At 72.1% G+C, this 11813-nt stretch carries 9 protein-coding genes and 1 tRNA gene; 2 read left to right on the plus strand and 8 right to left on the minus strand.

What is annotated here, in order from left to right:
- Window positions 1–245 precede the first annotated feature (245 nt).
- The 4 genes from ACZ7DE_RS20355 to ACZ7DE_RS20370 form a co-directional block, all read right to left on the minus strand.
- Complete coding sequence (locus ACZ7DE_RS20355; RefSeq protein ID WP_470763103.1) at window positions 246–1829, minus strand: TROVE domain-containing protein; 1584 nt, start codon at window positions 1827–1829, stop codon at window positions 246–248.
- 392 nt (window positions 1830–2221) lie between these two features.
- Window positions 2222–2291, minus strand: a tRNA-Met gene (locus tag ACZ7DE_RS20360).
- A 59-nt stretch (window positions 2292–2350) separates the two neighbouring features.
- Complete coding sequence (locus ACZ7DE_RS20365) at window positions 2351–3808, minus strand: alkaline phosphatase PhoX (protein ID WP_470763105.1); 1458 nt, start codon at window positions 3806–3808, stop codon at window positions 2351–2353.
- A gap of 157 nt (window positions 3809–3965) precedes the next feature.
- A complete protein-coding gene (locus ACZ7DE_RS20370; protein ID WP_470763107.1) occupies window positions 3966–5393 on the minus strand; it encodes a hypothetical protein in 1428 nt (475 codons plus the stop codon).
- Between the two features lie 291 nt (window positions 5394–5684).
- Here ACZ7DE_RS20370 and ACZ7DE_RS20375 point away from each other — a divergent pair, with 291 nt between their 5' ends.
- Window positions 5685–7511, plus strand: coding sequence for an endonuclease/exonuclease/phosphatase family protein (locus ACZ7DE_RS20375; protein ID WP_470763109.1), 1827 nt, complete (start codon window positions 5685–5687; stop codon window positions 7509–7511).
- Between the two features lie 15 nt (window positions 7512–7526).
- Here ACZ7DE_RS20375 and ACZ7DE_RS20380 read toward each other — a convergent pair whose 3' ends face one another.
- The 4 genes from ACZ7DE_RS20380 to ACZ7DE_RS20395 all read right to left on the minus strand — a co-directional run bounded on the left by ACZ7DE_RS20380 (window position 7527) and on the right by ACZ7DE_RS20395 (window position 10222).
- Window positions 7527–8270: an SRPBCC family protein gene (locus ACZ7DE_RS20380; protein ID WP_470763111.1), complete on the minus strand. Its 744-nt coding sequence runs from the start codon at window positions 8268–8270 to the stop codon at window positions 7527–7529.
- 57 nt (window positions 8271–8327) lie between these two features.
- Window positions 8328–9131, minus strand: a complete 804-nt coding sequence (locus tag ACZ7DE_RS20385) for an ArsR/SmtB family transcription factor (protein ID WP_470763113.1) — start codon at window positions 9129–9131, stop codon at window positions 8328–8330.
- A gap of 141 nt (window positions 9132–9272) precedes the next feature.
- Window positions 9273–9806 carry a DUF3618 domain-containing protein gene (locus ACZ7DE_RS20390; RefSeq protein ID WP_470763115.1) on the minus strand — a complete coding sequence of 178 codons (534 nt, stop codon included), beginning with the start codon at window positions 9804–9806 and terminating at the stop codon, window positions 9273–9275.
- Window positions 9803–10222, minus strand: a complete 420-nt coding sequence (locus ACZ7DE_RS20395) for a phage holin family protein (protein ID WP_470763117.1) — start codon at window positions 10220–10222, stop codon at window positions 9803–9805. The genes ACZ7DE_RS20390 and ACZ7DE_RS20395 overlap by 4 nt, the downstream gene beginning before the upstream one ends.
- 210 nt (window positions 10223–10432) lie before the next feature.
- Between ACZ7DE_RS20395 and dapA the strand changes: the two genes are divergently transcribed.
- Window positions 10433–11368, plus strand: a complete 936-nt coding sequence (gene dapA, locus ACZ7DE_RS20400) for a 4-hydroxy-tetrahydrodipicolinate synthase (RefSeq protein WP_470763119.1) — start codon at window positions 10433–10435, stop codon at window positions 11366–11368.
- The last annotated feature ends 445 nt before the right edge of the window (window positions 11369–11813 follow it).

Genomic DNA, 11813 nt, shown 5'->3' on the forward strand with positions numbered 1-11813 from the left:
TCTGGGGACGGAAGTGGGAGAGGTCGTGCTGGGGGGCAAAAAAGGAAAAAAAGAAAACCGCCGCGGGGTCCCCCCCTCTCGTTTGTAGAGAGGGCCCCCCCCGGCGGCGTTTCCGCTGTCGGTTCCTGTGACTCCCGTCCCGTTCCTGTGACTCCCGTCCCCCGGGCGGGACGGCCGGCCACCGGTTCAGGACCGGCGGCCCGGCCGTCGCCGGATCGTGCGGCCCGGCCGGCTCCCGTCGGCGCTCAGGCCGCCCACGGCCACTTCGTGTCCCGGGCGGCCTCCAGCAGCGGCACCATGCGGAAGGCCGCGTCCGAGAGCCCGCCGAAGGTGTGCCGGCCGGCCGCGCCCGACGGGCCGTGGCCCGCCCGGTAGCCGGCCAGGTTCCAGGTGTAGACCGGCACACTCGCCGGGACCTGGTCGGTCGGGTCGCCGTGGCCGCTCGCGGTGAACTGCTCGTCGGTGACGATCAGCACCCGGTCGTGCCCCCGGTAGTGGCGGCGCACGGCCTCGGTGGTGTCCGTGCCGCCGAGGTCACCGAAACGCTCCAGAATCTTCAACATCGACTCCCCCTTACGGAACTTGATCACGTTGCTGCTGGTGCCGAACTCGACGAGGTCCGCGTCCGCCGCCCGCAGCGCCAGCGCCGTACCGAAGACCGCCGCGGCGTCCGCGCGGTTGAGCTCCGAGCGGTCCGACAGGCGCGAATAGAACATCGAGCCCGAGCGGTCGACGAGCACCAGGGTGCGGCCGGGCAGCGCGGGCACGCCGGCCAGCGAGTGGCCGAGCGCCTGCTCCAGCGGGTACGCCCAGCGCAGCGAGGGCGCGTGCTGGTACGCGGCGAGGTACCGGAACGGGAACTGCCGCGAGCGTGCGACCTCCGCCGGGTCGCTGATCTTCGCCGCCACCAGGGCGGCGACCTCGTCGCAGACCCCGGCCTCGTCGAAGTTGCGCAGGTTGCGGACCAGCGCCATCGCTCCCATGGACGGGATGACCGCCTCCCAGGCCGCCTTGTCCATCGGCCCCTGGAGCCAGCCCGCCAGCGCCTCCCAGGTCATGCCCGCCTCGGCCAGGCGCCGCGCGCCCCGCTCCCCGGTCACGACCGCGCGCCGCTCGGCGGGCCGCAGCGCCATCAGGTCCCGGTGAGCCGCCAGAACCGGCAGCGACTCGGGCACCGCGGCCGTGTCCGGGTGGTGCCGGCGGTCCAGGGCGTATTGGAAGAGATCGCCCTGCCACGGCTTGGCCGGGTCCGGCGCCGCGTGCACCAGGTTGAGGATGTCGCCGAAGCGGTAACCCTTGGACGCGGTGTCGTACTTCAGCAGCGCCTTGCCGGTGTAGAGACGCCGGACGGCGTCGGCGACACCGCGCTTGACGGGCTTGGGGAGGGTACGGCCGTACGTCGCCGTCCAGTAGGCGAGCAGTTCGCCGGGCTCGTCGGGCCGCTGCAGCACGGAGGCCACGACCTGCCGGTTGGACGGCCCCTCGGTCGCGCCCGCGTCGAGGCGTGCCTTGACGTACTCGGCGGCGCCGACGATCGCGGCGGTCCGCAGGTTCCCCTCGCCGCGCAGCCAGCCGAGCAGGCCGGCGGTCCAGGCCGGGTCGCCGACGGCGAGCTCGCGCACGAGCCCCGCGAAACGGTCGTCCCGGTCGGCGCCGGACTCGTAGAAGGTCTGCTGGGAGACGAAGTTGGCCACCGCCAGCAGGAAGAGCTCGGAGCGGGCGTCCCGCTCGTGCCCCCGGCCGCCCTGGTGGGTGCGGAGCACCTGGCCCGTGGTGGTCACGGGCGAGGTGGGCTGTGTCTTTCGGGCACGGATATTGAAGCGCGCCATGATGAATTCCCCCGAATTCGTCTTTCATCGGGTTCGCCGTTCGGCGAACCGTTCTTTGGGGGAAGGCGCAACAAAAGGAGGGTGCCCGAGATCAGGAGTCGGCGACGGACTTAGCCAGATGCTCTACCGACTGAGCTACGTCGACCCTGGGTCGACGACGGGACTCGAACCCGCGACCGTCCGATCCAATGAAGTAACCGTTGCCTGCGCACCGGGCACCCACCTCATGCTGCGCCTCCCGAGATCAAGTCGGCGGCGGCGTGGATTTCTGTTGCAAAGAAGTAGCCGCAGCCCGCGCACCGGGAGGTGCTGTGAAGTTGTGGTGTCCAGAGATCGAGGCCGGCGGAACCGACAAGGTGCTCTGACCCCTGAGCTACACCGGCGTGTTGTGCCGGTGGCGGGATTCGAACCCGCGGCCGCCCCATTATGAGTGGAAGTAGGTCCTGCCTTCGCACCTGGACGTGCATCACTTTAGGAGGACGGCCGCAGACCGGGCGAACGAATTAATTACCGCTCGCCGCTCACCGCTTCTGCCGCTTCCACGGGCCCGTGATCGCCAGCATGATGCCCGGCGTCTGGATGTTGGCGAACAGGGTGTGGCCGTCGGGCGAGAAGGTGACGCCGGTGAACTCGCTGTACTCCGGCTTGTCTTCGGTGCCGATGTTGAGTTCGTTGCGGGCGATGGGGTAGGTGCGGCCGCTGTCGGTGGCGCCGAAGAGGTGCTGGACGCCCTCGCCGTCCTCGGCGATGACGAGGCCGCCGTAGGGGGAGACGGTGATGTTGTCGGGGCCGTCGAAGGCGCCGTCGGCGGACGGGTCGGGGTTCACCCCGAGCAGCACCTTCAGGGTCAGCGTGCGGCGCCTGGGCTCGTAGAACCAGACGGCGCCGTCGTGCTGGACGGGGCTCTCTTCACGGGCGTAGGAGGAGACGATGTAGGCGCCGCCGTCGCCCCACCACATGCCCTCCAGCTTGCGGGCGCGGGTGACCTGGCCGGCGGTGAACTGCTTGCGGACGGACACCGACCTGGCGTCGCGATCGGGGACGTCGATCCAGTCGACGCCGTAGACCGTGCCGATCTTCGTGGCGCGGGAGAGGTCGTCGACGAAGGCGCCGGCGGAGTCGAAGCACTTGAAGGCCTGCAGGACGCCCGCGTCGTCGGCGAGGGTGCGCAGCTGGCCGCGGCCGTGGTGGAAGCCGGCCGGCGGGGTCCAGCGGTAGAGCAGGCCGTTGGGGCCGGAGGCGTCCTCGGTGAGGTAGGCGTGGCCGCGCTTGGGGTCGATGACGACCGCCTCGTGGGCGTACCGGCCGAATGCCTTGATCGGCTTGGGGGCACGGTTGGCACGGCGGTCGGCGGGGTCGACCTCGAAGACGTAGCCGTGGTCCTTGGTCATGCCGTTCTGGCCGGCCTTGTCCTCGGTCTCCTCGCCACTGAGCCAGGTGCCCCAGGGGGTGCTGCCGCCCGCGCAGTTGGTGGAGGTGCCGGCGATGCCGACCCACTCGGCGACGTGGCCGCCGGGGCGCACCTCGACGACCGTGCAGCCGCCGGAGGCCGCCGGGTCGTAGACGAGGCCCTCGGTCAGCGGGACCGGGTACTGCCAGTTCGACCGAGGGCCCTTCAGCTCGTGGTTGTTGACGAGCAGGGTCGCGCCGCGCGGGCCGCAGAACGCGGCGGTGCCGTCGTGGTTGGACGGGGTGATCTCGCCGGACTCCAGCTTGGTCCTGCCGCTGTAGGTGACGACGCGGTACTTGAAGCCCGCGGGCAGGGCGAGGATGCCGTCGGGGTCGGGGAGCAGCGGTCCGTAGCCGACCCCGTGGTGCCCGGTCGCCGCCGGGTTCCGCGAGGCGTCCGCGGTGTCCTCGGCGTCCGTGGCGGCGAGGGCGTTCGGCGCGGTGGCGAGGGCGCCTACGCTGCCCGCCAGCGCGACCCCGGCGCCGGTGAGCGCGGATTGTCTGGCGAAGTCCCTGCGGGTGAGCGACATGGTGTCTCCTGAGACGGTGGAAGTGCCGTGGAGGGTGGCGGACCTCGGTTCGGCGTCACCGTCCCGCCCATGCCTGAACGGGAGTTGAACGGGGGGCGACTTCCGGGGACCTGCTTCCATGAATGGGTACGGACCCCGTCGGCGCGCCCCCGAAAAGCTATCCGCCCTGCTGCGAGCGCGCCTTGAAGGCGGCCTTGCGGGCTTCCTTCGCGATGCGCTTGTCGGGGTGCAGGCGGCCCATCGCCTCCAGGACGTCCGGGGTGGCCGGGTGGTCGACGCGCCAGGCGGCCGCGAAGAACCCGCTGTGCTGCTGGGCCAGCCCTTCGACGAGGGCCTGGAGCTCCTCGGAGTTGCCCTCGGCGGCCAGCTGCGCGGCCAGGGTGTCGACGGTGAGCCAGAAGACGAGGTCCTCGGACGGGGCGGGCACGTCGGTCGCGCCGAGCTCGGTCAGCCAGACGCGGGCGAGGCCGCCGAGTTCGGCGTCGTCGAGCACCTCGCGCACGGCGGGTTCGGCCTGGCCGCCGACGAGCGAGAGGGCCTGCTGGCAGCGCAGCCGGCGCAGCGGCGCGCCTGGGTCCGAGCCGCGGGCGGCGGCCAGCAACTCCCGGGCGGCGGAGAGGGGTTCGCGGTGCGCCAGCCAGTGTTCGGTCTCGGCGAGCGCGGCGCGCGAGCCGTAGCCGGCGCTGCCGTCGAGGAGGACGTCGGCGCCCTTGTCGGCCAGGTCGCCGACGGCCGGGGCGTCGAAGCCGGCCTCCCGCAGGCGGGCCCGCAGCCCGTACAGGCCGAGCGGGGTGAGGCGGACCATGCCGTAGCGGGAGACGTCGGTGTCGTCGAGGGGGGCGGTGGGCTCCTCGTCGGGGTCGGCCATCAGGGCCTCGTCCACGGGCCGGTAGGCGACGAGGCCGATGGGCTCCAGGATGCGGAACTGGTCGTCGAGCCGCATCATCGCGTCCGAGACCTGTTCCAGGACGTCGTTGGTGGGCTCCTCCATGTCACCGGGGATGATCATGGAGGCGGCGAGCGCGGGGAGCGGGACGGGGCCCTCGCCGGGGCCGTCCTCGCTGGCGGTCAGCAGGTAGAGGTTGCCGAGGACGCCGTCGAGGAACTCCGCCTCGGCCTCGGGGTTCCAGTCGAGCCGGGAGAAGTCGATCTCGCCGCCCTCGTCCATCGCCTCCATCAGCTCGTCCAGGTCGGGGACGGTCGCGTCGGCGAGCACGCTCTCCAGGGCGGCGAGCCAGACGGCGAGGACGTCGTGCGGAGCGCCGCCGGTCAGCAGGGCCAGGTCCTCGCCGGCCGCGACGGTGCCGGCCTCCTCGTCGACGACCTCCACGAGCCCGGCGTCCACGGCGACCCGCCAGGCCTCGCCGGCGTGCGCGGCGGCGTCCTCCCCGGTCAGGCCGAGCACCTCGGCGGCCGCCGCGAGCTGCTCCTCCACAAGCCCGCCGCCGGCGTCGACGCGGGTGCCTGGGCCGGCCCAGCGGGCGAGCAGGGCGGCCCGGGAGAGCAACGGCGTGGACAGGGCGTCTCGCGCCAGCTCCGCTTCGGGGTGCAGCCGCACCGGCGGCAGGGGGGAGCTGTCTGACATCGGCTGGTTCTCCTAGGGCGCGTGGTGCCACCGGCCCGTTGGGGCACTGGGCCACTCAGCCTAGACGGATATGGGCACATGCCGCCCGGTTCATCTCCCCGTCGGGCTCCGTACATGGCTGAAACCTTGACAAGTGGCGTGACCAGGCAGGAGATTGACGCGCGTAGAAATCCACTGCACATCTGTTCACCGGATTTCTACGCGCGTCGCGTACCGCCTCGCCGGTCGCGGCCCCTCGATCAGTGCTCCACCCTCGTCCCGGCGCTCACGTACGTCCCCGGAGGGATTCCGTTGCCGAGCAAGAAGTCCGCGCGTCTCGCCGCGCTCACCGTCGCCGCCGCCTGTTCCGCGGCCTCCACCGTCGCCCTCACCGCTCCCGCGCACGCGGAGACGGTGGCCATTCACGACATCCAGGGCACGACCCGGATATCGCCGTACGCCGGCAAGGCGGTCACGGGTGTGGCCGGAATCGTCACCGGCGTGCGCACCTACGGTTCGTCCAGAGGGTTCTGGATCCAGGATCCGAACCCGGACGCCGATCCGGCCACCAGTGAGGGCGTCTTCGTCTTCACCGGCTCCGCCCCGAAGGTCGCCGTCGGCGACTCGGTCACGGTCACCGGCACGGTGTCGGAGTTCGTGCCCGGCGGCACGTCGACCGGAAACCAGTCGATCACCGAGATCACCAAGCCGACGGTGACCGTCCTCGCCAGCGGCAACGCGGTCCCGGCCGCGACCGTCGTGAACGCGAAGTCGGTGCCGGCCGCGTACGCCCCGGCCGGCGACGCCGCCGCGAGCAACTCGGTCAACGGGCTCGCCCTGCGGCCCGGCACGTACGCCCTGGACTACTACGAGTCCCTCGAGGGCATGAACGTCCAGGTCGCCGACGCCCGCGTGGTCACCGCCACCGACCCGTACACCGAGCTGTGGGTCACGGTGAAGCCGCGCGAGAACGCCAGTCGGCGCGGCGGCACGGTGTACGGCTCCTACGAGTCGCAGAACACCGGCCGGCTGCAGATCCAGTCGCTGGGCGCCACCGCCGACTTCCCCGTCGCGAACGTCGGCGACACCCTCACCGGCGTCACCGCCGGCCCGCTGGACTACAACCAGTTCGGCGGCTACACCCTCGTCGCGAACCAGCTCGGGACGCTGAAGAGCGGCGGTCTGGAGCGGGAGACGACGCAGAAGCAGAAGAAGGGCGAGCTCGCGGTCGCGACGTACAACGTCGAGAACCTCGACCCGTCCGACGCCACCTTCGAGGAGCACGCCTCCGCGATCGTGAACAACCTGAAGTCGCCCGACATCGTGTCCCTGGAGGAGATCCAGGACAACAACGGCGCGACGAACGACGGTACGACCGCCGCCGACGTGACGGTCGGCAAGCTGATCGACGGGATCGTGGCCGCGGGCGGCCCCACGTACGACTGGCGTTCGATCGACCCGACGAACAACACCGACGGCGGCGAGCCGGGCGGCAACATCCGCCAGGTGTTCCTCTTCAACCCGGAGCGGGTCTCCTTCACCGACCGCGCGGGCGGCGACGCGAGCACGGCCGTCGGCGTCACCAAGGTGCACGGCAAGGCGCAGCTCACCGCCTCCCCCGGCCGCATCGACCCGGCGAACGCCGCCTGGGCGAGCAGCCGCAAGCCGCTGGCCGGCGAGTTCGTCTTCCGCGGCCGCACGGTCTTCGTGATCGCCAACCACTTCAACTCCAAGGGCGGCGACCAGGGCCTGACCTCGCAGTACCAGCCGGTGGTGCGCAGCTCGGAAGTCCAGCGCCACCAGCAGGCGACGCTGGTCAACGCGTTCGTCAAGGACATCCTGGCCGCGCAGAAGAACGCGGACGTCGTCGCGCTCGGCGACATCAACGACTTCGAGTTCTCCGGCACCGCGCAGATCCTGGAGAGCGACGGCGCGCTGTGGTCGGCGATCAAGTCGCTGCCCAGGAGCGAGCGTTACAGCTACGACTACCAGGGCAACCAGCAGGTTCTGGACCAGATCCTGGTGAGCCCGTCGATCCGGCGGGGCTGCGGCTTCGAGTACGACAGCGTGCACATCAACTCGGAGTTCCACGACCAGATCAGCGACCACGACCCGCAGGTGCTGCGCTTCGAGCCGTAAGGCCCGGACGGACGGTCACCGGGGCTGGCTGAACACCGCGTCCAGCCAGCCCCGCCAGGCGGTCTCGTTCGCCTCGGCGTCGGCGTCCGGCGCGAAGTCGTGGACGCTGACGCCGACCGGGTAGCCCCAGTGGTTGCGGCCGAAGAAGCGGACGAGAGCGCTGTCGGTGCGCAGCCCGACGAAGTACCGGTTGCGGTAGTCGACCACCGCGTCGAGGAGCCCGCCCCCGGGGCCCGATGCCCGCACCCGCGCGCCCTCGGCCGTGTCGTCCGCGAGGCCCAGAGCCCGCTCCACGGCGGTGAGCGCGTCGGAGGCCTTGGACGCCTCGGGTCCGTCGAAGGTCACGAAGGCGGCCGGGCGGCCGTCGAAGTGCGTCAGGTACTCGCGCAGTGTGTGCAGGTAGAAGTCGGTGTGCCGGCCCGCGGCGTCGTACTGGTTGTCCCAGTCGTCGACGAAGATGCCGCTGTGCACATAGCGCACCCAGGCGCGCCGGCCCCCGTCGCGCGGCTCGACGGTGTAGTCGAGCTGGTTGAGGGTCTGTTCGGAGATGCCGTCGACGTTCTCGACGCGGTTGGTGTAGCGGTGCGGCGGGTCCCAGACGGTGACCGTGGAGCCGAAGGGGCCCTTGCCGCCCTCGCGCGGCTCGGGTTCCTCCATCGGCCACAGCCAGCCGCCGGTCCCCGCGGTGAAGGCGTCCCACACCTGCTGCGGCGTGGCGTCGACCTCGAACTCGCGGGCGATCTCGAATTCCTTGGACATGACGGGCTCCTGATGATGCGTACGGTGCACGAAGACGGTTGATGACGGTGCGATCGGTTACTGACGGCCGCGTGCCTGACGGTCTTGTTCCTGACGGTCGAGTTCCTGACGGTCGCCTTCCGGTGCCCGGGTCTCAGCCAGGGGCTGGGTCTCGGCCAGGGGCTGGGTCTCGGCCGGGAGCCGGGTCTCGGCCTGGGTCTCTGCCACGGGCTGGGGCTCCGCCCGGCTCTCCGCCTGGGGCCGAGTCTCCGCCTGGGGCCGGGCCCGGGCCTCGGCGTGGGCCGTGACCGTCGGGTGGACGGCGACGACGATTCGGTGGTCGCGGCCCCCCGCACTGTCCGGGGCGTCGTACTTGCGGATCAGGGCGGTGACGCCGGCCGTCAGCTCCTGGACGAACGCCGCACGGTCGGCGGCCGAGGCGAAACGGACCTCGCCGTCCAGGGCGTACGTCGCCAGACCCTTGCGGGCCTTCGCGGCGCCGGTGATCAGCGTGCCGACGTCGCGCACCAGCCGGGCGCCGAGCGCGAGCAGCCAGCGCGCGGACAGCTGGTCGCGGAAGCGGTCCGGATCGGGCTGCACCGCCGCGAGCGCGAGCGGTGAGATCACGTACGACGCGGCAGTGGCCCGCATCAGCCGCTCGGTGACGTTGCCCTTGCGGCGCTCGCCGGCCAGCTCGACCAGGCCGTGTCGCTCCAGCGCCTTGAGGTGGTAGTTCACCTTCTGGCGCGGCAGCCCGACCTTTCCGGCCAGCATCGCGGCGGAGGCCGGTCCGGCGGCCAGTTCGGCGAGCAGCCCGGCCCGTATGGGGTCCAGTGATGCCGCTGCGGCTTCGGGGTCCTCGATCACGGTGACGTCCAGCATGCGTCCACCGTCCCACCGAAAACTTTTTTTGTCCAGGACATCTGAGTTTTCGGTGAGAGGGGAGAAAAAGGCCCGGTACCCGCCTACCGCGGATACCGGGCCTGGATCCGTCCGCCCGGGCCGACGCCGGCGCGGGGACGATCAGCGCTTCGCCCGGCGCCTGCCGATCACCCCGGCCGCCACGAGCGCCACCGCCGCGGCGCCCACGATCACCACCGGACGCGGATGCCGCTGAGCGAACCGCACGGGCGCCCGGACCGGCACGGGAAGAGACCGCTCCGCGGTGTGCCCCGTCTCCGCCGCCCTCTCCTGGAGTTCATGGCGTGCCTGGGCAGCCCGTTCCTGGGCGGTGTGCCCGGCACGCAGGGCCTTGTCCTGGACGGTGTGCCCCGCCCGGCTCGCCTTCTCCTGCGTGACGTGCCCCGCGCGGCTCGCCCGCTCCTGAACCACATGACCGGCGCGGTTCGCCCGCTCCTGCATGTGGCGCCCGGCCTCGGAGGCCGTGCTGCGCAGCTGCACGGTCATCGCGCCCGCGCGGTCCCGCAGGTCGGCGGCGCGCGCCCGGGCGCGTCCGCGCACGTCCGCCTTGGCCGCCAGTTCCTCGACTGTCACCCCCAGTTGATGCCGGGTCTGCTCGATCTGCCGGCGCAGGTCCGCCGCTGCCTTGTCCGTCATCGATGCGCCCTTTCCCTGATCTCCTCGACATCGGCCTTGACGCTGACGAGAGTCTCCTCGGGAGTCGGTGGCGCCGCCCTGCGCAACTGGGCACGGCCCGCCGCGGCCAGCACGCCGGCGATCACGAACAGCACCGCCGTCACGATGAGCGCCGCCGCCCAGACGGGCAGCGCCAGCGAGATGGCGGCCACGGCCGTGCCGGCGAGGCCGAGCAGGCCCGCGTAGCCGAACGCGCCCGCGGCGCCCAGCAGACCGCCACCGCGTCCGGCGCGCCGCCCCTTCTCGGCCAGCTCCTCCTTGGCCAGGGCCAGTTCCTGCCGCACCAACTGGGAGAGTTGTTCGGTTGCCTGGCCGACGAGTTCGCCGACCGTGCGATGCCCGTCGTGGACGGGCCGGAAGTCCGTGGTCCCGGTCACGATGCTCCGCCTCCTCTCGGTCTCCGGAGACATCCGGGTACCCCCGCCGGTCCGCACTACCCCTGCGCCGCACCGCCCCGGACGTCGGCCTCGCCCCCGGGGAAAGATCTGGAGCACAGGACCAGCCACCCCATTGCGCAGCAACTCTTACCATTATCTCGTAGAAGAATTAAGTAGAGCTTCACTGTTCGCGCCGCCGAGACTACTCCCATGACGACAGCCACCTCGCCCTGCGCCCCGCCACCCGCCCCGTCCTCGGCACCGGTCTTCGGCCGCGCCCTGTGCGCGATGGTCACGCCCTTCACCGACTCCGGCGCGCTCGACCACGACGGCGCGCAGCGACTGGCCGACCGGCTGGTGTCCGCGGGCTGCGACGGCCTGGTGCTCTCCGGCACCACGGGCGAGTCGCCGACCACGACGGACGCCGAGAAGGCGGAGCTGGTGGCGGTCGTGCGGGAGGCGGTAGGAGACCGGGCGTCGATCGTGGCGGGGGTGGGCACCTTCGACACCCGCCACACCGTCGCGCTCGCGCGAGCCGCGGAGAAGGCGGGCGCGGACGGGTTGCTCGTGGTCACCCCGTACTACAGCAGGCCCCCGCAGGACGCCGTGGAGGCCCACTTCCGTGAGGTCGCGGACTCCTCCGCGCTGCCGGTGATGCTGTACGACATCCCGGGCCGCACCGGCACCCGGATCGAGCCGGACACCGTCCTCCGGCTCGCCGAGCACCCGGGGGTCGTCGCGGTCAAGGACTGCTCCTACGACTTCCTCGCCGCCCAGAAGGTGCTCGCGCGCACCGGGCTGGCGTACTACGCGGGCTGTGACGAGCACAACCTCGCGCTGTACGCGGTGGGCGGGGCGGGATACGTCAGCACGGTCGCGAACGTGGTTCCGGACCGGCTGCGGGCCGTCCTGGACGCGTTCGACGCCAAGGACACCGCCGAAGCCGCCCGGCTGCAGCGAGGGGCCACGGAACTGGTGGAGGCGATGATGGCGTCGGGCCTGCCGGGGGCCGTCACCGCCAAGGCTCTGCTGGCCGACCTGGGCCTGTCGGCGGGCCCGGTCCGCGCACCGCTGCGCCCGGCCGACCGCGAGACGGTCGCCGGGCTGCGCGCGGCTTACGAACGCCTGACGCCCCTTCCGGCCTGACCGGCCTGACCGGGCTCACCGGGCTCACCGGGTCACCGGGCTCACCGGGCTCACCGGGCTCACCGGGCTCACCGGGCTCACCGGGCGGAAGAACGACGGGCGAGGGCTGGTCAGAGGTCCGCGTCGGGCCCGTCGGGCGAGGGGCGACGGGCTACAGGCTGCGGGCAGTAGCCGACGGCCGGCTGGGGCTGGCGGCTGCGGGCAGTAGCCGACGGGCGGCAGGGGGCGCCAGTCTGCGGGCTGCAGCCGACGGGCGGGCAGCCCGACGGCCGGCAGGCGGCGCGCGGGCACCCGACGGCCGGCAGGCGGCGCGCGGGCACCCGACGGCCGGCGGGGGCGTCGGAAACCGCGAAGGCAAGTCGGAAACAGCGAAGGCAAGGAGGTCGACCCACTCCTTGCCACTCTCAACGTATAGCGCACCGGGGGGCTTGCGGCAAGGCCCCCG

Source organism: Streptomyces sp. NPDC037083 (assembly GCF_055606485.1).

Excerpts from the sequence above, each read along its gene's own strand:
- dapA (WP_470763119.1), top strand. The coding sequence starts at position 10,433 with ATGACGACAGCCACCTCGCCCTGCGCCCCGCCACCCGCCCCGTCCTCG.
- ACZ7DE_RS20370 (WP_470763107.1), bottom strand. The coding sequence starts at position 5,393 with ATGTCAGACAGCTCCCCCCTGCCGCCGGTGCGGCTGCACCCCGAAGCG.
- ACZ7DE_RS20355 (WP_470763103.1), bottom strand. The coding sequence starts at position 1,829 with ATGGCGCGCTTCAATATCCGTGCCCGAAAGACACAGCCCACCTCGCCC.
- ACZ7DE_RS20365 (WP_470763105.1), bottom strand. The coding sequence starts at position 3,808 with ATGTCGCTCACCCGCAGGGACTTCGCCAGACAATCCGCGCTCACCGGC.
- ACZ7DE_RS20385 (WP_470763113.1), bottom strand. The coding sequence starts at position 9,131 with ATGCTGGACGTCACCGTGATCGAGGACCCCGAAGCCGCAGCGGCATCA.
- ACZ7DE_RS20390 (WP_470763115.1), bottom strand. The coding sequence starts at position 9,806 with ATGACGGACAAGGCAGCGGCGGACCTGCGCCGGCAGATCGAGCAGACC.
- ACZ7DE_RS20380 (WP_470763111.1), bottom strand. The coding sequence starts at position 8,270 with ATGTCCAAGGAATTCGAGATCGCCCGCGAGTTCGAGGTCGACGCCACG.